Below are 25,484 nucleotides of genomic sequence, written 5' to 3'. Positions count from 1 at the left end.
TTTATTTTAATTATCATCTAATCTACTTTACACTTAAAGAATATACTACATTTCCATTCAGATTGAGTCATTTTACTACTTAGTTGTATTTAAATTCCCATATAAAGTTTTTTAACAAGATGCTTGTAACAATTTTAAGATTCTTTTAGATTCTTCATTACATTTATTATATATATCAATTGGAAAATTATCTTCATCTGGTTTATTTAATAAATCCTCAATAGTTGAGTTTCTATTATTGTTATCTTTTATAATTTTTGATATATTAGAAATATAGCCATCTTCAGGGACATCATCTCTAAAATAAGCAAGAAGAGGAATTGAATTAAGAATCAATGTTTGAAATTCCTTTTCTACTACTCTAATGTAAATTAATGAATCTATTATAAAATTTTCTTTTTTAAATGGTAATTTAGATGAATGCCTTATTTCTTCAATTTCTAAAGGATTTAATTCAAGATATTTCCCATAAGCATTTATATTATCAATATATTTAAGAAGTTTCTTCATATTATTATCTTTTTCTTTATCCATTTTATTCCATATATAAAGAACAAAACCTGTGATGACTATAAACATTATAATTTTCGTATTTACATCTTTTCCAAGACCCCATGAAAAAAAACCAATAAGACATATCGTTGTAAATCTTTTTAATTTTTCTAATTTACTTTGGTAAATAAAAACTAATAAGATTGAAATTAATATTATTGAGCCGATGAGAATCTTCCCCACATAAGGTAATAATACTTCCATATAAACACCTATCTATTATATTTTATTAATAATAACATAGGTTACTATTCTAGAGACTGAATATAGTAAACATGATTTAAACTTTAACAATCAATAAATAGACTTTATTTCCATTTTCAGACTATTAACTACTGATAGAGTACTCTTTATGGGCTAGATTATTTTATAACACTATTTTTAATAATCATCATAAATGAACTAAAGTTGAAGTATTAACCTTTTTATTCAAACTTTTACATGTCTCTTAATTTTAATAAATTTAATTAATTAAAAATAACTACTAGGTTCTTAGTAGACACTAATTTTAGCTAGAAAGTTATTTGTATTATTTTCTTTAAAAGTTTGTATTAAATATATGAAATGATTTAGAAGAATCTTTACATATTAAGTTTAATCCTTCTTTATTAAAAAATTAGTTACTAAATTTCACGAAGACTCTTAATCTTTAGAATGAATCATAAATTGCATAAAAATATTCTAATCCCAATATTTTCCCAACTTTTTACCAATAATATCAAAATTTTCGTACGTCACAATTAATAAATTTAAAAAAAAGGATTGATTATGACTAGGATTTTAAAACCAGTTTTTCCATTAATTTTGCTAGGAGCTAGCTTATTAAATGCACAAGAGGTAAGAATAGCTTCTCATGTATCTGCTTTAGCACCATTATATTATCAAGGAAAAAATTTTGCAGAGGGAGTAAATTCAAAAGTTAAGAAAGCTTATGATTTTAAACTTTATCCAAGTGCACAGTTAGGGAAAGAGAAAGCTTTAATTACAAATCTAAAGGCTGGATCTTTAGAAATGATTGTAGTTGCTTCAGGGGTACTTAAACTTGATAAGAAACTAGGTATTTTTGATTTACCTTGGTTATTTAATGATAGGGCACATGTTCAAAGAGCAATGAATGCAGGTCTTTATAATGAGATTAAAAATACTATTGAAAAGGATAACAAAACTATTAAGGTTTTAGGTATTTATGAAAATGGATTTAGACATATCATGAATTCGAAAAGAGCTATTAATACACCAAAAGATTTAAGAGGATTAAAAATTAGAATTTCAGGTGGAAAATTTAGACAAGATGTATTTAGAAAGATGGGGGCGACACCTCAAAAGGTTGCATGGAAAGAGACTTTCACAGCACTTCAAACAGGGGTTGTTGATGGTGTAGAAGCTGCTACATATGGTTTTTATGGACAAAAACATTATGAAGTACTTAAACATTTAAGTATTACAAATCATGTTTATACACCAAGTTTCTTATTAGTATCAAAAAAATTCTTTGACTCTTTGTCTAAAGAAGATCAAGAGATATTTGAAAAAGTTGGTAAAGATATTACTGCTACACAATATGATGAGGCAGCAGTTCTTGAAGCAAAATATTTTGAAGATATGAAAAGTAAAGTTCAAATCAACAATGTTGATATTGGTTCTTTCAAAGAAAAAGTTACTAGATTATATACTAATTATGAGAAGAGGTACGGTAGAGATTGGTTAGATATTATTGAAAAAACTAAGGAGTAGTTATGACTTCTTTTACAAAAAAGCTAGATAAGATTATTCTTATCTTAGCTAGTATCATTTTATTGTGTGCAACTTCAATGCTAATTTTTGCTGTTTTTTATAGATATGTAGTTATTGATTTTTTAGGAATTTATTTAGAAGAGTTTGTAATTGCAAATACAATTTATGAGTTTTTTACAATATATTTTGATACCTTAAGTGCTACTACGGATGAAATCCCAGGATATCTATTAGTATGGCTTAGTTTCTTAGGTGCTTATTTAGCAGAGAGAGAAAATCTTCATATAAAATTTGATTTATTAGTTGATAGTCTACCTACAAAGTTAAAAAATCTATTTCAAATGATTCCAACTATTATGTCGATTATATTTTTTGCACTGCTTTTTTATTTTTCAATAAAAATGATTGATATTGATGGTTCAACATATATAGAAACTATTGATATTTATCAAGGTGTATTTATGATGATTTTTCCTATTGCATCTTTTATATTAATAATTGCCTTGTCTATAAATATTTATAAGGAGTACAAATGTATATCATAGCCATTTTATTAGTACTTATTTTTCTAGGTAGTCCTATTGGTTTTGCTTTAATGATTACTGCATCAGTTGCAATGTATATTGAAGGGATTGATTTAATTACAGTTCCTATACAAATGTTTTCAGGAACAAATAGCATTGTTCTTTTAGCTATCCCTATGTTTATTTTAATGGGTGAGATAATGAGTTTATCAAATATTTCAAAAGCAATGATTGATTTAGCTTCATCACTTGTAGGATGGATTCGAGGTGGACTTGCTCATGTTAATGTAACTACTTCTATGTTTATGGCAGAAATGAGTGGTTCTGCTGTTGCTGATGCAGCAGTTATGAGTAAAGTTTTTGTACCTCAAATGAAAAAGAAAGGCTATCCAGCTGAGTTTGCAGCTAGTGTAACAGCATCAAGTGCAACACTTGGCATTATAATTCCCCCATCAATTCCAATGGTTTTATATGGAGTAAGTACAAATTCTTCTATAAAAGACTTGTTTATTGCAGGTATTTTTCCAGGAATTCTATTGGGTATTGCGTTTATGGTTACAAACTATATTTTTGCAAAGAAAAATAACTATCCAAAAGATCATAAGTTTAGTATTACTGAAGTTATAAAAGCACTTACCATTGCTTTTTTCCCTCTTATGATTCCTATAATTGTAGTAGGTTCATTAATTATGGGACTTATTACTCCAACTGAAGCTGCTGCACTAGGTGTATTTTTAAGTGCTTTCTTTTTATTTCAAGATAAGAAAAATCTTTTTAATAACCTAAAAATAGCTTTTACGAATACAGTTAAACAAACTTCAATTGTAATGATGATTGTAGCTGGCTCATCCATTATTGGACAGTTTTTGGCAAATGAACAATTGCCTCAAGAAATTGCAATGTCATTATCAGCTTTAGTAGATAGTCCAATTATCTTAATTTTAGTATTAAATATATTTTTATTATTACTAGGAATGTTTTTACATGCATCTGCAGCAATTATTATTGTTGTTCCAATTCTTTTACCCATTGCTACAATGATAGGAATCGATCCAATTCATTTTGGTGTTATTGTATGTTTAAATTTAGGTATTGGTCAACAAACACCACCTGTTGCATCTGTATTATTAACTGTTTGTTCAACTACAAGTCTAAAGGTTAATAAAGTGATGTCATATTCTAAATGGTATATTTTAACAATGTTTATTGTTTTAGGGATTGTTACTTTTGTACCTTGGTTATCAATATGGTTTAAGTAAGATGAAAATAGATACGCATACCCATATTTGGGATAGTTTAGATTTTTCAAATGAGGTAAAGAGATATACTCCTAAATATCTCTTTACTCAAAGTGATTTAGAAAAAACAATGAAAAATCATAATATTAAGAAAGCAGTTTTAGTTCAGCCGAGTTTTCTTGGAAATGACAATAGTCTCCTTGTTAAAACGGTGAGTAAAAATCCAAAAAAATATAGAGGTGTCATAGTTTTAGATGATTTTGACACGTATGAAAATTTGAAACTTTTACTGATTAGTTATAATAATTTGGGGATAAAAGGAATTAGGTTTAATTTAATTGGGAAAAAATTACCAAACTTTAGGCTAAAAAAATATCAAGACCTTTTTTATATATTAAATCAATTAAATTGGCATCTTGAAATTCATGCAAATGAAGATGATATTTGTAAACTATTTACAAGTTTTAATAATTTTAACCTAAAGATAGTATTAGACCATTTTGCTAGACCAAAAAAATTAGAATATAGCGAAGAATTTATATCACTACTAAAGAGAGATTTTAACATTTATGTAAAGTTGTCTGCAAACTATAGATTTAATGATTTGAAAATTGATAATTTCATTAATGATCTTATAACAATAATTGGAAAAGAAAAATTATTGTGGGGAAGTGATTGCCCTTTTACTAGATTTGAAAATATTTGGAGTTATAAAAAATCAATTGATTTATTGACAAAAAATATATTAACTAAGGGGTTAGAAGAAGTATTAGATAATAATGCAAAGAAATTATTCCAGTGGAATTGATAAAAGGAAATATATGAGAAAATTTAAAACAGCAGATTTATGTGATGAAAATCAAGATAAAAATATACAAGTACTTTCTTCAAAATTTAAGAATTTTGGTGGAAAAAAGATATTTCAAGGAGAAGTCAAAACAGTTAAACTAAACAAAAGTAATTGGTCATTAATTGATATTTTAAATAAAAGTGATGGATTAGGAAAAGTTTTAGTTGTTGATGTTCAAGGAGAATATTATGCAGTTGTTGGAGATAAGTTGTCTTTTTTAGCAGAAAAAGCTAATTATGAAGCTATGATTATAAATGGTTATGTAAGGGATACAATGGAAACAAAAAAATTCAATATAGGGCTTCTTGCTTTAGGTACTTGCCCTTTACGAAGTTTTGAGAAAACAAATGGAAAGATAGGTGTTAATTTAACTTTTGAGAATGTCTCATTTAAAGAAAATAATTATATTTATTGCGATGAAGATGGGGTTATAGTTTTAGATAAAAAGTTATAATATATTTTATAATCAAGAAACTATTAATCCATTAATACAAATGAGAAGGTATAAGTAATGATAAAAAACAATCATTATAAAAAAATATTACGTAGAAACTTAATCTTTTATATGCTGTTGGTTCTTATGATATCAATAGTGTTCTCTCTTTTTTTTACATATACCTACTATAATAAGGTGAATAGTAGTTTAATTAACTTTGAAAGAACAATGAAGTTAAAAGAAAAAAACAAAACAAAAGAAAAAGTATTAAAATTAATATTACAGTTAGAGTTATATCAAAATTTTTTATTAAAAGATAAGAAGAATAACGAAGAGGTAAATAGGGTCTTATTAAAATTTATTAAAACTTTATCTTTTAATGTGAATGATTATATTTTTGTATTTGATTCAAATGGTAAACAATTAATTCATTTTGAAGATAGATATGAAGGTGTAAATAGAATAAACTTACAAGACTCCAATGGAACTTTTATAATTAGAGATCTAATAAAAATTGGAAAATCCTTGGATGGAGGCTTTCTAGAATACACTGCTTCTACAGGAGATAAAGACTTATCTAAAGATAAAATATCTTATGTAAATTATTTTGCAGCTAATGATTGGATAATTGGTTCTGGTGTTTACTTAGATTATTTGACTCAGTCTGTACAAATAGAACAAAATAAGTTAAAAAAAGAGTTAAACAATCAATTATTCATTTATATGAAATATTCAATCCTATTTATACTTTTCTTTTTAATTATAGGTTATTATTTATATAAACATATAGAAGGATTATTGGATTATTACAAAGAAGTAATTGAATCAAAGAATCAGAAATTAAGAGACCTAAACAAACTGATTAAAACAAAAGTTATTGAAGTTAAAGAAGATAATAAAAAGAAAGATCAGCTGCTATTTCAAAGAGAGAAATTAGCCTTTATGGGAGAATTATTAAATAATATTGCTCATCAGTGGAGGCAACCCTTAAATGAAATAATTTCATATGCAAGTATTTCAAACTTTAGTTTGAAAAATAAAAAGATATCTAAACAAGAATTACATAAAAACTTAGATGGTATTGTTTCTACAACAACTTATCTTTCTCAAACAATTGAAGACTTTAGAAGCTTTTTCTCTAATAGTAGTAACAAAGAGTTTAAAAGTACAGAAAAGATAATTGAACAAGCTTTAAATTTATTTCAACCAATTAGTAAAAAAGAAAATATTAAGGTCTTAATTGAAAATAAAATTAAAGATAAATTTATTTTAAATTCTTTTTTACAAGTTTTATTAAATTTATTAAATAATTCTAAAGATGCATTTACTGCCAATCATATAAAAAATAGACTTGTAAAAATTAAGTTGAATTTTGTTGATAATAAGATTTTAATTTCATACATGGATAATGCAGGTGGAATTCCTGAAAAACTCCATGATAGAATATTTGAACCATACTTTACAACAAAAGGTGATTCTCAAGGTATTGGGCTGCATATGACATATCAAATTTTAACATTGCATATGAAAGCCACAATTGAAATATCTAATAAAAGAATTGAAGTAGATGGAATGCAACAAGTTGGAGCTTGTTTTGATATAAAGGTTAAAGAATATTATGAGTAATCAAAATTATGAACTTTCTGAGTTTTCAATTGAGAAAATAAAGACTTTAAATGTTTTATATGCAGAAGATGATTTAAATAATCAAACAATCATTGCAAAAGCACTTGATTTATATTGTAATGATGTACTTGTAGCTAGTAATGGAGAAGAGGCACTTTATTTTTATGAATCCAATAAAGAGATTTTAGATATATTAGTTATTGATATTTCTATGCCTAAAGTCAATGGACTAGAGGTTATAAAAAAGATTAGAACAATAAATAAAAAAATACCGATTATTATTACAACTGCGCATACTGATAATGAGTATTTACTTGAAGCCTTAAAATACAAACTTGAGTCTTATATTGTAAAACCCTTTTCATTTGAAAAATTGATGTCTGTTTTTGAAGAATATATTCAAAGAGAATTTAATATTTCAAGCTATATTCAAATAACTGATAGTATAAAATTAAATTTAACAATGAATGAACTTGAAGTTAGAAGTGTATCTATAAAGCTAGAACCTAAAGAATTTAAATTTCTTTCATTACTAACTAAAAATATAAATAAAATAGTTGCCTATGATGTAATAGAATATTATGTTTATGGTGAGCAAACTATGTCAAAATCAGCAATTAGAACAATTGTCTCTAACTTAAATAAAAAATTAGGTAGTAAGTTTATACTAAACTACTCAAATGAAGGTTATATGTTTTTTAGAAACAATGACTAAAGTTTTAGAATGAGATTGTTGAATATTTTGTGTCAAAGTTTGATAGTCCTAGAATTTTAGCATGCTGAACCTACTTAGTCAAATTGTGCCAAAAAGAACAGATTATTGAACTTATTTTATAACTTATCTTTGTAGCAATTTTTCATCTATAATGTATTTCCTAATATATGTAACATTTTAAATATTGTCATTATTTAAATAAATAATATTTTTACATATGTTTTTATTTATTTTTAGGCTAAATTATATATAATATATATTCAAAAAATAGTTAAGCAAAGGAGAAAAAATGACATACAATGAATTAGACGAAGTTATAAAAGACTCTACAAAAGCAGATTGGCTTTTTAACGATGAACGAGGCATTTATACATTTAAAAATGATTTAAACTTAAGAATCCAAAGAAAAGAGATTGATTTCGACTTCGATAAATTTGGAGGAGAAGATTGGGCAACCCGTCATCCTGATCCAACAGCATATCGTGAAACATATGAAATTTATTATGGTTCATCATTTGTTAAAGAAAAACTTTTGGTATCTGTTGACGGTCATCGTGCAACACTTCCATTACCAAAAATAAATACAAATATTGTCAGTTATGAAGATTATCACTTTGCTGAAATTGTTGATCAGTTAAACACCTTGTCAGAATATATGGAAAGAGCGGGCTTAAAGCTTGATGATGAGTAAAACAGATTACAAAAAGAAAGTTGTCGAATTTGTAAAATCTGCAAAACCAAGAAGTACTGGACATAAATTAAATAGTCAAGATGATTTTCTTGATGGAATTGTTGCACAAGTAGAATATATGGATGGAACATCAAATGTAGTACAGTGGATTATTGTAACTAACAAACATACTAGTTATGCAGATACAGAAAGCCAACTTATTCAACAAATGAATGTTGCATCGAAAAGCTTTTCAAGTAAATTTGATTGGTTCAACCAAATATTTAATATTGGAGGAATAATAGCTTTAGTTCTTGTCGGTACAGCTTCTTATATTTCACTAAATAATCCTAGTTCCGAAATACCAGAATATTTAAAAACTGCCTTGTTAACTGTTGTAGGTTTTTATTTTGGTGGCTATGTAAGCCAGGGGCTAAGAAAGAAAAATAAGGAAAATGACTAACAAATCAATGGAAACTGAATATAAAAAAAAGAAAAAACAAAATGGCAAAAATGATAGAAGTTACTAAAAAAGTTTATCAAGCTGATACTTTAGTTGATGAAAGTTTTTATGTAAATAGTGACAATATTATTAAAATTACGTAAATAAGGTATTATGAAACAATGGCATATATAGAATGTAAAAAATGTGGTTTTAGAGAAAAAGCAAATAAATCATTTTTCTTAAAAGTGTTAGGTGGTGGTTTTGTTGGTAGTGGTTTTTGGGCTTGGGTTACTTACTTTTTTGCGGGTACAGGATTTGCTTTTACAATTTGTGTTGCGATTGTAACAGGTGGTGTTGCATTACTTGCCTTTTCTGATGAAATTACTCAATGGCTTTCAGAAAGATATAGTTGTCCAGATTGTAATGATAGAGACTGGAGACTTGTTAAAGAATAAAAGTAAATAAAGGCAAGAAAAAACTTGTAAGATACTTTGTTTTTTCTACTTTAGTCATTCCTAAATCTCTTACTTTTTGAATAGTTGTTACTACTAGAAAGCTTATTCAAAATAGAGTTGAGATTTGGAGCATATTCAATAAGGTACATTTTTTATAACCTATCTTTGTAACAATTTGTCCATGATTTTATGTCTTATTCCCTGTTGTTTATCAGACTACTAATTCTACTTTTATAGTTCTATTTATCTTAAAATATCTTTTTTACTTAAATGAGATATCTATTAGTTTACCAATAGTATTATTTACAATATATTAGGCATATTGCAAAAAAGATCAAACCATAAAAAGATGAACTTAATAATTTGTTTATGAAAGAAATACTAGAAAATGTAACTATTATGAAAGAAAATAAAAGAGATTATTGGAAAACAGCATCTATGATATTAGAAGAAAAAGATAAATTTTAGGAGAAATAAGATTAATGGCATTTAAAAGGTATCAAATTTATAAATATAACTCCAGTGGTAAGTTTGTAGCAATAGAACGGATAAGCGATAAGAAATTAGTAATTCTTGATTTGAATGATGAATTAACCAAGATAACTAAGATGAGATTTCAAAATCATATTAAGTCCAATAGTAGATATAAAACAGATTACTTACTTGAAGTAGAAGAAGAAACAAAAATAAATGATAATATAATTGAATATAATGCAAAATATCTTAGAGTAATTAAACAAAACGATATTTTATTATATAAATGGAGCAAGACAAAGACCTTAGTAGAACTTCCTATCGGTGCATATTTACATTTTACTAATGAAGAGAAATATTGGGCAGGAGAAGAAAAAGGTAACTTCACAAAGAATATTATAGCATCAATTATTTTAGTTATATTTATTGCTTTATCAATTAATTATGGCTGGGGAATGATATTATTTTGTTTACCTGCTTTATTAATGATTGATTGGAATTATAAGACTTGGAGAAAGGATAAAAAAGCAGATATTAATAAATTAAAAGAATTATTAGAATATAAACAGTCTCTGATTCAAAATAAAACTGATAATTTAAATAAAGTAAAATCATCTTTTGAAAAACAGTTAGAAAACTATAATACTTGGAAAAGTCTAAATCCTAAAAAGTTTGAATATGCAGTAGCCACTTGGTTAAATAAACAAGGGTATGATTTAAAAGTAACACAATACTCTGCTGATGGAGGTATTGATCTAGTAGGCAATGATAAAAATAAGAATCTAACAATTGTACAAGTAAAAAAATATACTAAAAATGTTGGTGTAGCAGTTATTAGAGAAATGATTGGTATTAGACAGAATCACCCAGATCATCCAAACACAATCATTGTATCTTTAATAGGATTCACTCGTGGAGCTAAAAAACTAGCTAATATGGAAGATATTGTATTAATAAATATAAAAGATGAAATTTATGAAAGTTGAGATGGTCATTAGTATTATTTAATAGGCTCATTTTAATCGTTACCCAACCTCTATGTTTTGGAACAGAGAACACTTAAGTAAGTTTTCATGTTCCTCAAAGTGTTCAAAAAATTAAACTACAAAGTTCTATAATCCTTTAGGAAATATGGAACAAAGAATATAAGCATTTATTCATAGAATATTTTAAAAACTTTAATGTTCTGTCTTAACTACAAAATAAGTTCTTCATTTAAATGCTATAACATAATAAAATACAGATTCTTATAATATTTTACTCTAAGAGTTTTATAATTAAGATATTAGCTATATCAATTTCAGAAAGATTTTTTTCCTTAATTCTTTGTTTTCAATTCTGAGTCGTTCGTTTTCTATTATCAAACTACTATTATTTAATCTTTTATTTTCTTCTTCAAGATTATTTAATGCTTTAAATAATATTTCTTGGTCTACAAGATTAGAAAGTGCTTTATTAAGCTTATCCTTTAGAGATTTAATTTCTGAATTCTTTTTCTCTGAAATTTCTTTGTAATATGCTAAAGTTCCTTTTTTGGTTTCATTATATGAAGACTTTTTTTTGTATTTACCTACAATATCTTTAAATTCATCTTTATAAAGATATTGCCTTGAGCAACCTGCCTCCTTAGCAATCATCGTAATAAAAATATCTTTGTCTCCATCAATACCTTTTCTCCTTTTTATCTTTGCAATAGCTTTTTTTACAATATCTCTAGTTATCTTCTTAGGTCTTTGCATGGTTTCCCTTTAAATTATTCAGTATAAGTATAGTTTTATTTAGTCGTTTTTTATTTCTATTATAAGCTTTTTCATAGCCTGCCTCATTTAACTCTTCAACAAATTTCATTTTTATATTGACTAGTTTTTCAAGAGAAGGAATACTATCTTTTGTAGTTACAAACTTATTGCAATGCTCTTCTATACATGAGTTAACATCAGTATAATTGTTTGGACATTGAGAACCCTCTGGGATAAAACAAATCCCATGATCCATTATATTGATACTCATATTGGAATCTTTAGAAATAGTATCTAGTAATTCAGCTTGAGATTCAATTGCTAAACCTTGAAATTCATTGTTATCAATAGCTACAGTAAGTTTATCTCTATACTTTATAGCATTATCTTTTGCATGACCTTCAAATGAGTCAATAGAGACAAAGTTTATATATTTTTTTACAATCTCTTCACTACTATGACCTATATAGTCAGAAGTCATATTCCATTCATAATGGTTTAAGTACTTCTTTATATACTCCAAAGGCACACCTTTGTCGTATAATATTTTTGCGTAAGTATGCCTGAACATATGTAGAGTTGCTTTTTCAATTCCAAATAAACTTGCTACCTTTTGCTGTAAATTTAATCTTAAAGATGCTGTATTTAAAGGTTCTATAATCTTCGTTTCATAATTAGGTCTTATAAATAATTTTCTTTTAATGTTTTTATCTGCTTTTGTTCTATACTCTTCAGTAATCTTAATTGTTTCTATAATGGCATCATAGACATGTTTCCCTATCTGTAATGGTTGTCCTTTTATCCAATGTTTTTGCTTTGATTTTGATGTTTTATAATTGGATAGCCAATATATATTTTGATTATTTACCACTTCTATTTCAATACAATCTATTTCTAAGTTTTGGAGTTCACTTGCTCTTAGTCCTGTATGTGCTAAAACTAATATTGCATGACGATAAAGATCATTAGACATCAAATGTAAATTAGATAGTATTTTTATCAAATCTTTATAGCTATAACACATTTGAATATCATTTTTTCTTTTATAATATTCTTCAAGTTCTGAACCACTAAAATAAAACTCTGGACTTTCCCTAGGAACTCTACTTATTGCATCATATACATACACAAAACTTGCATCCATAATTTCATGTTTTTCTAATGTTTTAAAAAAGCCATCTATAACTGTAACATAATTGTTTGCTGTTGTCATTTCTAACGTATGATTTTTTACAAGATAAACATATCTATGTAAATGTGCTTTGTAATGTATTCCTTTTATTTCTGTAGGGTTAGTAATAAAAAACTCTTCTTCTATATAATTAAGGAAATTTTTTAGTGCCGTATAACCAGAACTGATTGAGGTTGGACTTAACATTCTTTCATATAGCTCATGATAAATCCAAAATTTAACAAACCAAACCGCTTCACTTTTAATTTCAGAAAAATCGATATAAAGTTTTGAAGCTACATTATCATTGTACTTTGATAAGTCAAGATAATCAGGAATATCTTCAACTACCTGTTTAAAATAGCCTTCTCTTTCACTATCCTTTAGCTTTTCAAGAAATTCTAATTTAAGTGCTAAATTTCCTATTACCATTCATCAACCTTGTTCCCTACATTACGAATACGATATAGTGTGTTTTCTATAAGTTCCAACTTGGACCTTGATGATTTCTCAAACGGTGTGCCAATATAGGTTTTATATTCTTCAGAAACTTTTTCTTTTAGATTTGAATAATAATCTTCATGCTTTGTAACAACTGCAAGCTGTGCACAACCCAAACAACCACCTGAACCGAATAATCGATTATAAAATCTACAATTCTTCTTTGCTTCTTCACCTTTTTTACATAAACCACCTGGAACTACTACTGTATACTCAGTATCGCATGTTAATACTTCAGGGATACTGTTCATTTCAGCTAATTTTTTTGCATCTTCAATTACATTTAACATAGGTAGTCCATCTAAAGCTAAAGTCTCTTCTTTAGTTAAATCAGCTTCATAATATCTTGTAACTGTACTTTTTTCATTTCCAAGTAAACGTGCAATTTCCGCCTCATTCATTCCCTTTCGTAAACCTTTTGAAGCTAGGGTATGTCTAAATTCATGTACTACTATTCTGAACTTGATACCATATTTCTCTTTGAAGATATTCAGTAGTCTATTGAAATTGGATTGTCTTAAAGCAGTCACTATAAAACCATTTACGTTCCGTCTTTCACATTCCAAGAGAAACACAAAGTCACATTCATCAGGATGAGATAATCGTGAAATTTTTTGATTTTTCTTTATCCATTTACTTAAAATGTCAAGAATAATTTCTTCAGAGCTTTTTTCAAATAAGCTGGCATTTTTTCGTAAACTATAGAGTGGGAACTTATCTTCCTTATTTGTTTTGAAATTTGTGTATTTAACATATTTGTATTCACCTATCTCTACTATACAATTTGTTTTTATACTCAATATCTCTTCTGTTCTTCTAGCCATAAGCATAGCAAGAATCAGAATATCAGAAACAACACTTCCCTTATCTTTCTTAATTGATTCCAACATAATTTTAATCTCATAATCAGAATATGATTTTCCTTTAGAATTACTTTGTTTAAAAAGTTTTATATCAAGTATTTTATTGGCTGATCGCCCAAGTATTCCTTCATGATAGTCAAGTACATATTTTATAAACTGTTTTGCATATTTCATTCTTGTTAAGCAAGAATTCTCAGAATAACCTTTAACACCATTTTCAGATTTTCTTTTAATCCATGATAACCATTTTTGAATAGTTAGTCTGTTTAATTTTTTTAAAGGTATTTTTTCTTCTTCTAAAAAAGAAATAAGAATCTTTTTTATTCCAGTATAAACAGATTTATGATCTTTATATCTGCTCTCAATTCTCCATTGCATCCATTTTTTGATTAGGTCCTTTAAATCATTATCAAATAAGTAGTCCTCAAATACCAAAGCACTTTTTGTCTTTTTTTCTACAATATACCATAGGTCACTATTTAAGTTTTGTAATTCTAATTTACTTTTTTGTCTTGTTAAGTAGAATAAATCATCATTTATTTCAATATTATTTGAGATAGCGACATCAAGAACATCTTGGAATATACTTGATGCAGACCTAACACTTTTACAAACATTTTTAATATTATTCAAATTATTTTCAGTAAGTTCATTCCATTTTTTTAAATAGATATCTTTAAATAGTTTTTTAAATGCAATTGCACGTGATATTGTTATAGTTACTTTATCTACACACTCAAAAAAACTGTGTGCAATAATATCTTTTTCATAAGACTTATAATAACCTCTATCAATTAATTCTACTACTAAATTAGTCCATTGTCTTGAATAGTGTTTTGTAATTACTTTATAGTTAATAGCTTTTCCAATTATATTTTTACGAAAAGTTGTTTTATATCTATTCATCTTATTTTCATCGTAATCTTTTTTTAATGCTTTATAATCTTCAAACACTTTGATAAGGTCTTCATTATGTAACTCTAGTGACGGTTTATTAGATAGATTTTTTAATATATACAGATAAAAATTTTTTTCTGAATTTGCCATCATTTGTCTATTAAAACATTTTGTAGATATTAAATAGGAAGTAAATTCTCCGATAGTCATTTCCTCAAACAAGTGCTCAACAATACCAAATATTTTGATAGTTTCTTTGCAAAAGTTTTTATAGTTGAGTTTATATAGAGGAATCATAACCCCTCCATTAAATCACTATAAATATCATTGTAAATAACTCCCAACTTATCAATAACTTCTTTATCATTGGGATGTGTATATTTTGCAGTTGTATTGATGTCTCTATGCCCAAGGACATATTGTACAAATTTTAAATCATTTGTACTTCTTAATAAGTCAGTTGCAAGAGTATGTCTTAGATCATGAGGAGAGAAATCAACATTTACTTTTTTACAAGCATTTTTAAAACTAATTCTAAAAGTATCTGGACTTAAAGGGTCTCCTTTTTTACTTTTTCCAGAGTTTTTTTGAGAAGAAAAAAGAAACTTGTGCGCATTTGATTTTCTTCCGTAAGTAATATATTTACGTAAACTATTATATGTTTTAATAGGCATAAATATTGTTCTTGCACCACTTTTTGTCTGACGATTTCTTTTTTTTGAAGAACTAGGATTAAGATTAATATCAACAATCTTAGAAGATGAACTTATTGGTGGAAAACTTTCTATATGAAATGAGAAGAGTTCTCCTATTCTCATTCCTGTATAGTATAATATATCAGCAATAAGCTTATCTCTTTTACCTAAATGTTTTTTTATTTCAAGATATTTTTCTTTAGGTATATATCTCAAATTTTTTCTAAATTTTTTAATTCTAAGAGAATCAATATTTGAGTTGATATTACTATTCTTCTTTTTTGATTTTTTTCTTTTTTCATTAAAAGAGCTTATATCTAGTGCAATTGATTTTCCTTTTATTTGAAGCCATTGAAAATATTGTGTCACTGCAGTAAGAATAGTATCCCAAGTTTCGGGTTCAATTGATGACTTTTGATTTAAATAATAAATGCTTTCACTTCTCAATTCTTCAGGAGTTAATTTCCAAGTTCTAAAATCTGCTAGACTTGCTATTGTAAAGTCTTCAGGTTCAATCCCTTTATATTCCATAAAATCAAAAAAACTTTTTAGTGAATATACATATTGTCTTAGTGTATTACTCTTTATATTCTCTTCTTTTTTGAATAATAGAAATGCATACACTTCTTTTACAAGTTTCATTTGATTATCAAAGAGACACCATTCATCTCTATCTTCGTAATAATATACAGTATAATTCAAGTATCACCTCTTTGTATTTTTCTACTTTTATAAAAGTAGATTCCTACTATTTTTAATATATCAAAGTATAAGTTTACAAAAAGTATACATTTTTTTTTAAATAAAGTACGATTATATTGTATTTTGTAACACTTTTAACATCATATTAAATGTAGTAATATATGAATTATAAGATAACTATTCCCCAAAAAAGAAGGTAGATTGAAATGGCAAACTTAGCAACACTATTATCACCTAGAAAAAAAGATTGAATGTCATTTAGTGCAGGTAAAAAAAGATCAATTCCCATTGGAAGTAGGGTAAATAGTGGTAAAGCTAAAAAAAGAGTCATAAAAATAGATTCACTGCTTTTGTGTCTCAAAACTGTATGTATATGTTTCATAAAAAATCCTTGTAAGAGATATATAAAGTATGGAAGTGGAAAATAAAAAAGTGTACTCAATAAAAAACTAGTAGGAGATATATAATGAGAGTACACTTTTCTTATAGAGAGGGAAAAAATGAATTAAATTGTTAGCACAATCTCTATTGGCAGAACTTTAACAATATCTAACTTAAAAAACCATTACAGTAATAAAGTAAAGTAAGGACATAAAATATATATAGGGTAATATAATATACTAATAAATGTTACATTTAAATAGAAATTCTAAAATTTAAACAAACTTTAATATAAAATATTACATCTGTGACAGGGATGTGACAAAAAAATATTATAATCTTTGCATAAAAATATTGAAAAAAAGTAGGTGTGATTTCCCATGTGGAAGCACTAAAAGAGAGAAATCCATTGCAGATAAAGGTTGAGCCTAAGGGTGATGGGACGAGTAGGATGGATTTATGATAGATAAAAATATTATGACAGAAGAGAATTTAGATCAAGAAGAATTAGCGAATAGATTAAAAGTATTTTTAAAAAGGGCAATAAAGGCAAAAAAACAAGGAACAACTACGGGTATATTAACATCTGATATTGCCAATAAATATACAGAGTATAAGGGATATAAAGTTCATGTTTCTTTTGGACAATATAACGTTTCAAGAATTCCTTGGATGACATTTTTAAATAAAAAATATAATTTTAAGACTAGAAAAGGTGTATATCCTTATGTGGGTGCAGATATAGATAATAATAGAATAATATCACACATAGGGTTTAGTAATACTGAGCAAGTTGAAATAAGTAATGAAAACTTACAAAGTATTAGTGAATTCAATCAAAAATCTTTTGAAAAAAAGATAAATGATCTTGAAAGTATAGATGATCTTGTTATCTATATAGATGAAATGATTAAGTTTTATGATAAATTGATTTTTAGTGAAAAGATGAATAAAAAAACTCAATGGTATGAGGTATATGAATCTTTAACTCATGAGTTATTAAAAGTATCTTCAGGAACACAGCTTTATGAAATTCTAAATAATAATAAAAATAAAGAAAAATTTTTGGCCTTAAATAGCAGCTGGGTGAAAGATAAAGGTTTCGAACAAACTAAATCTTATGATCCTATTCATATATTTACGAGCTTTAATCATAATCAAATAAAAACAGATCAAGAAAGAGTAGACAGAATTAATTTTTATTTAAATGTACTTAATAATACGGATAAATTATATTATGAAAATATTGATTTTTCTGGAATACCTATAGTAAATGTAAATAATATCTTTTATAGACCACTAAATATACAAGAGAAAATATGGAACTTTTTTAAAGAACTAGTAGATAATGGGCTTCAGTCTACAACTATTGATCCTTTTATAGAATCTAAGAACTGGAAAGGTGTTGGTATCCCTGTGTTAACGATGTTTTTATTTTATATTGATTCTAAAAAATATATTTCATTAGATTCAAATACTGAAAAATATTTAAAAAGACGAGGTGTATTAAATAGAGCAGTCAAAAATAAGGAAGATTATTTTTCCTTATTTGATTTAAATAATGAGCAAGTAATAAAAACTGATGCTATAAGAAATATAGTAAAAAAATCATATATTAAGAATAAACATATAGAGTTAGATGAAGACGAATTAGCTCAAATTGAAGAACTTATAAAAGAAAGTTCACAAGAAGAAGATGAGACTATTTTAGAGAATCAGTTTAAATCTGATATAAGTATTTTTTCTACTGAAATAAAAAAGAGTTTATCTAAGAAGTCTCAAATAGAAGATGAAAAAGAAAGTACTAAAAAGAAAAAACTTCCTAATGAACAATTAAAATTAGTATATTTGGAAGTATTTAAAACTGAAAATAGGAAAGATAAAAAGTATACAAAGATTCTAAGTAAAGATAAATTTTATTTTAATAATACCTATTCTGAAAATAAGAATGGTGACATTGTACATGATATAAATAAAGATTTTCCAATTTATTCGTTTAATGATGAAATGTCTAAGGAAAAGCTTGATATCAATATTAGTGCAATAGTTGGCAAAAATGGAAGTGGTAAAAGTACTATTATAGATCTTTTATTAATCGCTATTAATAATATTGCATATCATAGTGGTCTTAATAAGGCAAAGTTAGTTGAAGATATGAATTTTGAAGTATGTATACATTTAGGGGTAATTTATAAGTTTCGTATAGACAATCAAAGATTAGTTATATTTAAATCGACTAAAGAAGATCAAAAGAAGTCGAAAATAAAATATTATAATTTTTTAGAAGTAGAAGATTTTGACCTTTATAACTTTTTTTATACACTTATTGTTAACTATTCTCAGCATTCCTTTAATATTAGAAATTATGGTGATTGGTTAAATGAGTTATTTCATAAAAATGATGGATATCAGTTGCCTGTTGTTATTACTCCATTTAGAGATGATGGCAATATTAAAATTAATATAGAAAATGATTTAGTTATTTCAAGACTAATATCAAATTTATTGGAGAAGAATGCAAATAAAAATTTAACAAAAAATTTTAAGACTAATAAAATTGAATTAGAGTTAAATTTAAATAAACTTGATTATATATATATTGATCCAAAAGATAAAATTGAAATTGATTTAGAGTTTTTTGGAAAGGAATATATTGAAGAAATATTAGATAGTGTAAAAAAGGTATTTTTAGAGGATGAACCTGATTTAAATATAGATATAAAAAAAGTTGATAAGTCATTGAATAATTTTGCATATTTATATCTTTTTAAAAAGTTAATTAAAATTACCATAAATTATAAACAATATCAGGATTATTATTCTTTTGATAATAAAGAAATTCAGAATATAGATGAATTTTTAGAAAAAATAAAAAATGATGATAGTCATGTAACTTTAAAATTCAAGCAAATTATTAATTTTTTCAAATACAAATTAATACAGAGAAAAAATATAACACTAGATATTGATAATCTAGCTTCTAAAATTAATATAGAGAGTTCTAATAATACATCTTTAAAAACAATTGAACTTATTCCACCATCATTTTACAATATAAAAATATATAATGATGATGTTTCTTTTGATACTTTAAGTTCTGGAGAAAAACAAAAAATATATTCTATAAATTCTATTTTATATCATTTGAGAAATATATCATCCGTAAGCCATGATCTTATTAAATATAAACATGTAAATATTATTTTAGATGAGATTGAATTATATTTTCATCCTGAATATCAACGTGAATACATAAATAAATTGCTTAAAAGTATTAAAGAATATAAATCACTTGGGTTATTAGATACTATAGAAAGTTTAAACTTTTTGTTTGTTACTCATTCTCCTTTTATTCTTTCTGATATTCCAAATATATATTTAATGCCTTTGGATATAAAAGAAAATGAAACAACTGGAAAATTTGAAGCACGGCAAGTGGATATTAATTATAATTGCTTTGGAGCTAATATTCATGAACTTTTATCAAGTGCATTTTTTTTGGATAAAGGTACAATTGGTGCATATGCATCAAGAATAATTTCTAGAATAATTAGTTTTCATAAAAGAGCTATAGTTAAAAAAGAAAATAAAGAATCTTATTTACAAAAAAGAGATGAATTTATGTTTATTAAAGAATCAATTGGAGAGAGTTATATACAAGGAATCATTGAAAATCATATAAAAGCTTTAGATGAGTTTTTTGAAATAAACAATGAAAACAATGAAATTGAATCCTTAAAGAAGAGAATAAAAGAACTAGAGAAAGAATTGAAGAAATAAAGATGGTTAAAATAAATTACCCAGAAGATACAATAAGACTTAAATCTTTTGAGGATGAGTATAAGAAAATAATTAATGATTTTCTACAAGAGAAAAAAATAGATGTGGATGCAGACTTAACAAGTTTTTTAGGAAAATGTTATGATGATGGAATTAAATTTGAAGATACTATAACAATGCCTTTTGAAGAATTATTTGCTATTGCAGAAAACTTTAAAAGAAAGTTTTTAGAAAAAGATGATGGTAAAAAAAGATATAAATTTAAATTTAAAGTTTCCGGTGAGCAAAAAGATAATGCGAAAAAGTTAAAGAAATTATTTCCATATGATGATTTACAACCCGAGATTGCATCTTTTTTTAGGAAGTATTATAAAGAGTTAAATATAAGAACTTGTATGTATTGTAATCTTGATAATATAAATCCTTATAGTACATTTTCAGGAAATTATTCAGATTTAATAGATTTTATGAATAATGCTTCTAAAAAAGAATTAAAAGATGTGTTTTCCAGATTTAATAGTTCTAAAATCAATTTAATTCATAATACGATATATCAAGATGAAAATGAAATTATAACTCAAAAAAATAATGGAATGACTCAATGTAAAGTTGATAAGTTGAAAAAAAGTCAAAAATTTAAAGAAGACAATTATGATCACTTTACGTTAGATCATTTTCTAGATAAGGGAACTCTTCCATTATTATCTTTGTGTCTTTATAATTTTGTTCCTTCCTGTTATACATGTAATTCTAAATTAAAAAAACAAAGAAATTTAGTTGTTGATAAGTTTGTAGATGTATCACCAACACATAAAGAGTATGATTTTGATTTAAATGTTAAATTTGAATTATTTTATAATTTATCAGAAGTAAATAAAGAAACTAATTTTAGATTGATTAATATTAATAATGAAGATAATTTTGAATTAGATTTAAATGATACTTCTAAGGATAAAACTTATGAAAAGTTTATACAGGATTTTAAATTAAAAGCAAGATATAAATATCATAAGGATAAAGCATTAAAACTTATAGAAAAGAAAAAAAAATATTCTGATTCAAACTTAAAATCTATTTCAAAATTAATTTATAATAGTGAATCATATTTTGAAAATATTAAAAAAGATATATTTGGTGAAGAAATATTTGATGAAAACATAGGAAAAGTATCTTTATCAAAGTTAAAAAAAGATATAGCTAAAAACATTGGGATTAAATAAGATTGTGTCAATTCTGTGCCAAAAATGACTTTAGAAACTTTTTTTCAAATAAAACTGGGAAAAAGAAGACAGGCACATTTTTTTCAATGGAACTTTTCGGTACAAAAAGACTTTTAAATAAAATTGGAATGATAAATATTGATGATTTTAAAAATATGAAAAATAAATTTAAAGAACTGATAGATTACACCCCCCCTCATGAAGGTGGGTTGTCCCGTAGGAATTTAGAATATAATTATAACTAAATGCAACAACAAACAAAGGTAAAATACAATGAACTTATCTAACTACCTACAAATAAAAGGCATTCAATAGCCCAAAACATTTTGGCTTAAAAGCTATAAATACCTTTTCAAATCTTTCTAAGCAAATAGAGGAAGAAAAGAGAAGGTGAAATCTTCTCTTTTATATAGTCAAACTTTCAACTTTCTCCAAAGAACTTGTATTAATCTTTTCTAAAACCTTATCAATAGATTCTACCTTATCATCTAAAAACTCTATAAAACTTTTGTAGTGCTCTTTTTGTTTATGTTTTTCAAGAGACTCTTCACTGTCCCACTCTTCTATAAAATAAAATTTGTTTTCATCTTCTTTATCTTTGAAAAGGTCATATTGAATAAAACCTTCATCAAAATCATGGGTAAGTTTATGCATCGCTTGCATAAATGGATAAACTATTTGTGTAAACTCTTCTTTAACTTTTATTTTTACTGTAAATACTATATTGCTCATAAATAACCTTTAAAATTAAAATAATTTTAGCATTATACATTTGAAATTTTAAACTTAGGTTTTTAGATTATATTAATACAATCGTCTTTTACTATAGTGCAAATATTAATCACTAGGATTTTAGAAAAACTTTAATATAATCCTAAAAATTAATTACATAGGATGATTATGAATAAAGTAGTTTTAAAACTAAAAAGCCCAAAAAAATTTAGCTTATATTGCCCATTTACAAATGAAAAACTATATAACGAAGATAGTTCATTTGAAATTTATGAAGGTGCAGGAAACTATCTTTTTTCGATATGTGAAGATTGCCTTTTCTTCGATGCAGGAAATAATGAAGAAATCGAAAGATATTGGAATAATTCTGCTCTTGAAGCAATTGAAAAATTTGTAGAAAATCATAAAGAAGAGAATATCTTAGTTATTGAAGTTCAAGATGATGAAGATACTTATTGGTATGGTTTTTTAAATGAAGATAATATCGAATTAACAGCCGAAGAATTAGAAGAGAAATTTATTAAATAGATAAAAGTTGATATAATCCTGCCATGATTATATTAGATTTTGAAACAAATACAATGAACCCTCAAGATGTTATTGAGGCTGCTGCTGTTAAGTTAGAGTTTATAGATGGAGACTTTAAAGTTATTGATAAGTTCCATAGATACTATCTTTCACGATATCCAGTAAATCCTTACTCTTATGAGGTTCATAGACTTACCCCTGAGAAAATTATTGCTCATAGAAATGGTGCTAGTTATAGCTCTTTTTTTAATGAAGATGAAGAGTTTATTGACTTTTGTTCTAGTGCAAATACTTTGATTGCTCACAATATAAACTTTGAGCTTAGACATCTTGATAAGCTTGTAAGTTTTGAAAAACACTTTTGTACTATGAAAGAGAATAAACATATAGTAAAAGCACTAAACAAAAATGGAAATATCAAAAACCCAAAGCTAGATGAGACTTGTGTTTTCTATGGGATAGATTTTGACCCACTTTCATATCATAGTGCTACATATGATGTGAGTAAAACTTACGAGATATTAAAATGTATGGAAAAGACTTTTTAGTAGTTTAAAAAATGGATATTAATTTAAGAGCATAAAAAAAGCTAGAAGTTAAAACTCCTAGCTTTTTAAGTGATTTAATTTTAAACAGTTTGTTTATCATCCACCATACATTAAGTTTGGTAAGAATAAAGAGATTTGAGGGATATACGTAACAAGTATTAATCCTACAAAAATCGTTAATGTCCACGGGAACGCGGCGACAATAACATCTTTGATACTCATACCGGTTAGACCTGAGGTTACAAACAGATTCAGACCAACAGGTGGGGATACCATTCCAAGCTCCATATTTACTGTAATAATGATACCAAAGTGAATTGGGTCAATTCCAAGTGCAACAGCAACTGGAAGTAATAAAGGTACCATAATCATAATAATAGCTGATGGCTCCATGAATGAACCAGCTAAAATTAGAAGTAAGTTAACAGCGATTAAGAACATATATTTATTTACATTTGCTTCAATTAAAGCTTCAGTAATTGCTTGAGGAATATTCTCAATTGTTAAGAAGTGAGCAAATAACATAGCATTTGCAATAATAAACATAATCATTGCAGTAGTTTTTGCAGACTCTAAAGCTGTTCCCCAGATTTCTGTGATTTTAATATCTTTATAGATAAATACAGAAACAATAAATGCCCAAACACAAGCTACAGCTGCAGCTTCAGTTGGAGTAAAGATACCACCATAAATACCACCGATTACTAGAACGATTGTCATAAGTCCCCATGACGCATCTTTCATCTTAGCTAATCTTTCTTTAAATGGTTTAGGCTCAGTTCTTTCGAATCCTAATCTTCTAGCACCAATATATGTAACAGCCATCATCATAACACCAAGCATAATACCTGGAACAACACCTGCCATAAATAGTTTACCAATAGAAACTTCAGCAGTTACCCCATATACGATAAGTACGATTGATGGTGGAATAAGAATACCTAAAGAACCAGCAGTTGCAATTGTACCAACAGCATATCTTTTTGGGTATCCAGCTTGCATAATAGCACCGAACATAATAGAACCAATAGCAACAACTGTTGCAGGAGACGAACCAGAAACTGCCGCAAAAATAATAGATGCAAAAATAGCAGAGATTGGTAAACCACCTGGTAAGTGTCCAACTATCGATTTAGCAAATTCAATAATTCTTTGTGCTGCTGAACCCTTTGATAATAAGTTACCAGCAAAGATAAACATTGGAATTGCCATAAGTGAGTAGTGCTCAACTTTTTCAAACATCATCGCCGAAATTTCTATAGGAGAAATAGGCGTAAACAGTAGTAACGTTACAAATGTTGCTGCACCAAGACAGATTGCAATAGGTGCACCTACAACAACAAGAGAGAAAAATATACCAAATAATACTGCAACACTCATTATAGCATTCCTCCTGTTTTCTTTTCTACTTCTTTAACCATATCATTTAACTCTTTTACATTTTCATTATCAGCGTTTTCTTTAGCACCCATTCCCATTCCTGCTAAAACTTGCTCTGCTTCACTTTCTTGTAAAATGTCTTCATGACTTGTTCTAGCAATAATAATAATTCTTTCTGCAACTCTATAAGAAGCAAGTGCAAAAGAAACAGGGATAACTAAATACACAATCCACATTGGCATTCCCCAAAGGTCGATTGATCTTTCATCTAAATCATTTACTAGTAGTAAATACTCATAACCAAAATAAGAAACTGTAGCTAAGAATACAAGTGTTACTATGTGTGAAATTAGTAACATGATTTTAGCAATTTTTGTTGGCATGATATCTAGGATGATAGTCACTGCAATGTGAGCATCTTTCTTGAAACAATATGCTGCTGCAAAGAATACAGACCAAAGAAATAAGAAAATACTTAATTCTGAAGCCCAAACTAATGAAGCATCAAAAGCATATCTTGCTACAACATTTACAAATGATACAGCTACACCCGCAGTGATACCTATCACTGCGATTGATTGGTTTATCCAACCAATAAATTTACTTAAAATATTAAATACAACCATGT

Annotated in this window: 24 protein-coding genes; 15 read left to right on the top strand and 9 right to left on the bottom strand. The window is 26.4% G+C overall.

Going from position 1 to position 25,484, the window contains the following annotated elements:
- Positions 1-111: 111 nt before the first annotated feature.
- Entirely contained in the window at positions 112-756 is a 645-nt protein-coding gene (locus CRV03_RS03610) for a hypothetical protein (RefSeq protein WP_129083781.1), read from the bottom strand.
- A 564-nt stretch (positions 757-1,320) separates the two neighbouring features.
- Between CRV03_RS03610 and CRV03_RS03605 the strand changes: the two genes are divergently transcribed.
- The 11 genes from CRV03_RS03605 (at position 1,321) to CRV03_RS03555 (ending at position 10,705) form a co-directional block, all read left to right on the top strand.
- Positions 1,321-2,286 carry a TRAP transporter substrate-binding protein gene (locus CRV03_RS03605; protein WP_129083780.1) on the top strand — a complete coding sequence of 322 codons (966 nt, stop codon included), beginning with the start codon at positions 1,321-1,323 and terminating at the stop codon, positions 2,284-2,286.
- 2 nt (positions 2,287-2,288) lie between these two features.
- Positions 2,289-2,831: a TRAP transporter small permease gene (locus CRV03_RS03600; RefSeq protein WP_129083779.1), complete on the top strand. Its 543-nt coding sequence runs from the start codon at positions 2,289-2,291 to the stop codon at positions 2,829-2,831.
- Positions 2,819-4,069 (top strand): TRAP transporter large permease, encoded by a 1,251-nt coding sequence (locus CRV03_RS03595; RefSeq protein WP_129083778.1) that lies wholly within the window; start codon positions 2,819-2,821, stop codon positions 4,067-4,069. The genes CRV03_RS03600 and CRV03_RS03595 overlap by 13 nt, the downstream gene beginning before the upstream one ends.
- A 1-nt stretch (position 4,070) precedes the next feature.
- Positions 4,071-4,856, top strand: a complete 786-nt coding sequence (locus CRV03_RS03590) for an amidohydrolase (RefSeq protein ID WP_129083777.1) — start codon at positions 4,071-4,073, stop codon at positions 4,854-4,856.
- Between the two features lie 13 nt (positions 4,857-4,869).
- Entirely contained in the window at positions 4,870-5,352 is a 483-nt protein-coding gene (rraA, locus tag CRV03_RS03585; RefSeq protein ID WP_129083776.1) for a ribonuclease E activity regulator RraA, read from the top strand.
- Positions 5,353-5,562: 210 nt separating this feature from the next.
- On the top strand, positions 5,563-6,960 hold the full coding sequence (locus tag CRV03_RS03580) for a cache domain-containing protein (protein WP_164968610.1): 1,398 nt from the start codon (positions 5,563-5,565) through the stop codon (positions 6,958-6,960).
- Entirely contained in the window at positions 6,953-7,675 is a 723-nt protein-coding gene (locus CRV03_RS03575; RefSeq protein WP_129083774.1) for a response regulator transcription factor, read from the top strand. The genes CRV03_RS03580 and CRV03_RS03575 overlap by 8 nt, the downstream gene beginning before the upstream one ends.
- Before the next feature lie 289 nt (positions 7,676-7,964).
- Positions 7,965-8,366, top strand: a complete 402-nt coding sequence (locus CRV03_RS03570; protein ID WP_129083773.1) for a hypothetical protein — start codon at positions 7,965-7,967, stop codon at positions 8,364-8,366.
- Entirely contained in the window at positions 8,359-8,808 is a 450-nt protein-coding gene (locus tag CRV03_RS03565; protein WP_129083772.1) for a hypothetical protein, read from the top strand. The genes CRV03_RS03570 and CRV03_RS03565 overlap by 8 nt, the downstream gene beginning before the upstream one ends.
- 161 nt (positions 8,809-8,969) lie before the next feature.
- Complete coding sequence (locus CRV03_RS03560) at positions 8,970-9,245, top strand: hypothetical protein (protein ID WP_129083771.1); 276 nt, start codon at positions 8,970-8,972, stop codon at positions 9,243-9,245.
- Between the two features lie 482 nt (positions 9,246-9,727).
- Positions 9,728-10,705 carry a restriction endonuclease gene (locus tag CRV03_RS03555; RefSeq protein WP_129083770.1) on the top strand — a complete coding sequence of 326 codons (978 nt, stop codon included), beginning with the start codon at positions 9,728-9,730 and terminating at the stop codon, positions 10,703-10,705.
- Positions 10,706-11,008: 303 nt separating this feature from the next.
- On the opposite strand, the gene CRV03_RS03550 is transcribed toward CRV03_RS03555, so the two are convergent.
- The 5 genes from CRV03_RS03550 to CRV03_RS03530 all read right to left on the bottom strand — a co-directional run bounded on the left by CRV03_RS03550 (position 11,009) and on the right by CRV03_RS03530 (position 16,669).
- Positions 11,009-11,458, bottom strand: coding sequence for a hypothetical protein (locus CRV03_RS03550; protein WP_129083769.1), 450 nt, complete (start codon positions 11,456-11,458; stop codon positions 11,009-11,011).
- The gene (locus tag CRV03_RS03545) at positions 11,445-13,061 is read right to left on the bottom strand and encodes a site-specific integrase (protein WP_129083768.1); all 1,617 of its coding nucleotides are present in this window, start codon (positions 13,059-13,061) and stop codon (positions 11,445-11,447) included. The genes CRV03_RS03550 and CRV03_RS03545 overlap by 14 nt, the downstream gene beginning before the upstream one ends.
- Positions 13,055-15,187: a site-specific integrase gene (locus CRV03_RS03540; protein WP_129083767.1), complete on the bottom strand. Its 2,133-nt coding sequence runs from the start codon at positions 15,185-15,187 to the stop codon at positions 13,055-13,057. The genes CRV03_RS03545 and CRV03_RS03540 overlap by 7 nt, the downstream gene beginning before the upstream one ends.
- Positions 15,184-16,287 carry a tyrosine-type recombinase/integrase gene (locus CRV03_RS03535; protein WP_129083766.1) on the bottom strand — a complete coding sequence of 368 codons (1,104 nt, stop codon included), beginning with the start codon at positions 16,285-16,287 and terminating at the stop codon, positions 15,184-15,186. Before CRV03_RS03535 ends, CRV03_RS03540 begins: the two co-directional genes overlap by 4 nt.
- Before the next feature lie 166 nt (positions 16,288-16,453).
- A complete protein-coding gene (locus CRV03_RS03530) occupies positions 16,454-16,669 on the bottom strand; it encodes a hypothetical protein (RefSeq protein WP_129083765.1) in 216 nt (71 codons plus the stop codon).
- Between the two features lie 458 nt (positions 16,670-17,127).
- On the opposite strand from CRV03_RS03530, the gene CRV03_RS03525 reads away from it, so the two are divergent.
- Both CRV03_RS03525 and CRV03_RS03520 read left to right on the top strand, forming a co-directional pair.
- A complete protein-coding gene (locus tag CRV03_RS03525; RefSeq protein WP_129083764.1) occupies positions 17,128-20,448 on the top strand; it encodes a hypothetical protein in 3,321 nt (1,106 codons plus the stop codon).
- A gap of 2 nt (positions 20,449-20,450) precedes the next feature.
- Positions 20,451-21,668 (top strand): hypothetical protein, encoded by a 1,218-nt coding sequence (locus CRV03_RS03520; protein ID WP_129083763.1) that lies wholly within the window; start codon positions 20,451-20,453, stop codon positions 21,666-21,668.
- A gap of 405 nt (positions 21,669-22,073) precedes the next feature.
- Here CRV03_RS03520 and CRV03_RS03515 read toward each other — a convergent pair whose 3' ends face one another.
- On the bottom strand, positions 22,074-22,400 hold the full coding sequence (locus tag CRV03_RS03515; RefSeq protein ID WP_129083762.1) for a putative quinol monooxygenase: 327 nt from the start codon (positions 22,398-22,400) through the stop codon (positions 22,074-22,076).
- Between the two features lie 168 nt (positions 22,401-22,568).
- On the opposite strand from CRV03_RS03515, the gene CRV03_RS03510 reads away from it, so the two are divergent.
- Both CRV03_RS03510 and CRV03_RS03505 read left to right on the top strand, forming a co-directional pair.
- Entirely contained in the window at positions 22,569-22,928 is a 360-nt protein-coding gene (locus tag CRV03_RS03510; RefSeq protein ID WP_129083761.1) for a hypothetical protein, read from the top strand.
- A 23-nt stretch (positions 22,929-22,951) separates the two neighbouring features.
- Positions 22,952-23,476: a 3'-5' exonuclease gene (locus CRV03_RS03505; RefSeq protein WP_129083760.1), complete on the top strand. Its 525-nt coding sequence runs from the start codon at positions 22,952-22,954 to the stop codon at positions 23,474-23,476.
- A gap of 96 nt (positions 23,477-23,572) precedes the next feature.
- On the opposite strand, the gene CRV03_RS03500 is transcribed toward CRV03_RS03505, so the two are convergent.
- Together CRV03_RS03500 and CRV03_RS03495 are read right to left on the bottom strand one after the other, a co-directional pair.
- The gene (locus tag CRV03_RS03500) at positions 23,573-24,856 is read right to left on the bottom strand and encodes a TRAP transporter large permease (RefSeq protein ID WP_129083759.1); all 1,284 of its coding nucleotides are present in this window, start codon (positions 24,854-24,856) and stop codon (positions 23,573-23,575) included.
- Positions 24,856-25,482, bottom strand: coding sequence for a TRAP transporter small permease (locus CRV03_RS03495; protein ID WP_129083758.1), 627 nt, complete (start codon positions 25,480-25,482; stop codon positions 24,856-24,858). Before CRV03_RS03495 ends, CRV03_RS03500 begins: the two co-directional genes overlap by 1 nt.
- Between the last annotated feature and the right edge of the window lie 2 nt (positions 25,483-25,484).

The sequence above is a fragment of the Arcobacter sp. F155 genome (assembly GCF_004116455.1).
Taxonomy (GTDB): domain Bacteria; phylum Campylobacterota; class Campylobacteria; order Campylobacterales; family Arcobacteraceae; genus Halarcobacter.
The sequence above is the reverse complement of the archived record's forward strand: the minus strand, read 5'-3'. Positions and strand labels throughout refer to the sequence as shown.

Excerpts from the sequence above, each read along its gene's own strand:
- CRV03_RS03610 (WP_129083781.1), bottom strand. The coding sequence starts at position 756 with ATGGAAGTATTATTACCTTATGTGGGGAAGATTCTCATCGGCTCAATA.
- CRV03_RS03605 (WP_129083780.1), top strand. The coding sequence starts at position 1,321 with ATGACTAGGATTTTAAAACCAGTTTTTCCATTAATTTTGCTAGGAGCT.
- CRV03_RS03600 (WP_129083779.1), top strand. The coding sequence starts at position 2,289 with ATGACTTCTTTTACAAAAAAGCTAGATAAGATTATTCTTATCTTAGCT.
- CRV03_RS03595 (WP_129083778.1), top strand. The coding sequence starts at position 2,819 with ATGTATATCATAGCCATTTTATTAGTACTTATTTTTCTAGGTAGTCCT.
- CRV03_RS03590 (WP_129083777.1), top strand. The coding sequence starts at position 4,071 with ATGAAAATAGATACGCATACCCATATTTGGGATAGTTTAGATTTTTCA.
- rraA (WP_129083776.1), top strand. The coding sequence starts at position 4,870 with ATGAGAAAATTTAAAACAGCAGATTTATGTGATGAAAATCAAGATAAA.
- CRV03_RS03580 (WP_164968610.1), top strand. The coding sequence starts at position 5,563 with ATGAAGTTAAAAGAAAAAAACAAAACAAAAGAAAAAGTATTAAAATTA.
- CRV03_RS03575 (WP_129083774.1), top strand. The coding sequence starts at position 6,953 with ATGAGTAATCAAAATTATGAACTTTCTGAGTTTTCAATTGAGAAAATA.
- CRV03_RS03570 (WP_129083773.1), top strand. The coding sequence starts at position 7,965 with ATGACATACAATGAATTAGACGAAGTTATAAAAGACTCTACAAAAGCA.
- CRV03_RS03565 (WP_129083772.1), top strand. The coding sequence starts at position 8,359 with ATGAGTAAAACAGATTACAAAAAGAAAGTTGTCGAATTTGTAAAATCT.
- CRV03_RS03560 (WP_129083771.1), top strand. The coding sequence starts at position 8,970 with ATGGCATATATAGAATGTAAAAAATGTGGTTTTAGAGAAAAAGCAAAT.
- CRV03_RS03555 (WP_129083770.1), top strand. The coding sequence starts at position 9,728 with ATGGCATTTAAAAGGTATCAAATTTATAAATATAACTCCAGTGGTAAG.
- CRV03_RS03550 (WP_129083769.1), bottom strand. The coding sequence starts at position 11,458 with ATGCAAAGACCTAAGAAGATAACTAGAGATATTGTAAAAAAAGCTATT.
- CRV03_RS03545 (WP_129083768.1), bottom strand. The coding sequence starts at position 13,061 with ATGGTAATAGGAAATTTAGCACTTAAATTAGAATTTCTTGAAAAGCTA.
- CRV03_RS03540 (WP_129083767.1), bottom strand. The coding sequence starts at position 15,187 with ATGATTCCTCTATATAAACTCAACTATAAAAACTTTTGCAAAGAAACT.
- CRV03_RS03530 (WP_129083765.1), bottom strand. The coding sequence starts at position 16,669 with ATGAAACATATACATACAGTTTTGAGACACAAAAGCAGTGAATCTATT.
- CRV03_RS03525 (WP_129083764.1), top strand. The coding sequence starts at position 17,128 with ATGATAGATAAAAATATTATGACAGAAGAGAATTTAGATCAAGAAGAA.
- CRV03_RS03520 (WP_129083763.1), top strand. The coding sequence starts at position 20,451 with ATGGTTAAAATAAATTACCCAGAAGATACAATAAGACTTAAATCTTTT.
- CRV03_RS03515 (WP_129083762.1), bottom strand. The coding sequence starts at position 22,400 with ATGAGCAATATAGTATTTACAGTAAAAATAAAAGTTAAAGAAGAGTTT.
- CRV03_RS03510 (WP_129083761.1), top strand. The coding sequence starts at position 22,569 with ATGAATAAAGTAGTTTTAAAACTAAAAAGCCCAAAAAAATTTAGCTTA.
- CRV03_RS03505 (WP_129083760.1), top strand. The coding sequence starts at position 22,952 with ATGATTATATTAGATTTTGAAACAAATACAATGAACCCTCAAGATGTT.
- CRV03_RS03500 (WP_129083759.1), bottom strand. The coding sequence starts at position 24,856 with ATGAGTGTTGCAGTATTATTTGGTATATTTTTCTCTCTTGTTGTTGTA.
- CRV03_RS03495 (WP_129083758.1), bottom strand. The coding sequence starts at position 25,482 with ATGGTTGTATTTAATATTTTAAGTAAATTTATTGGTTGGATAAACCAA.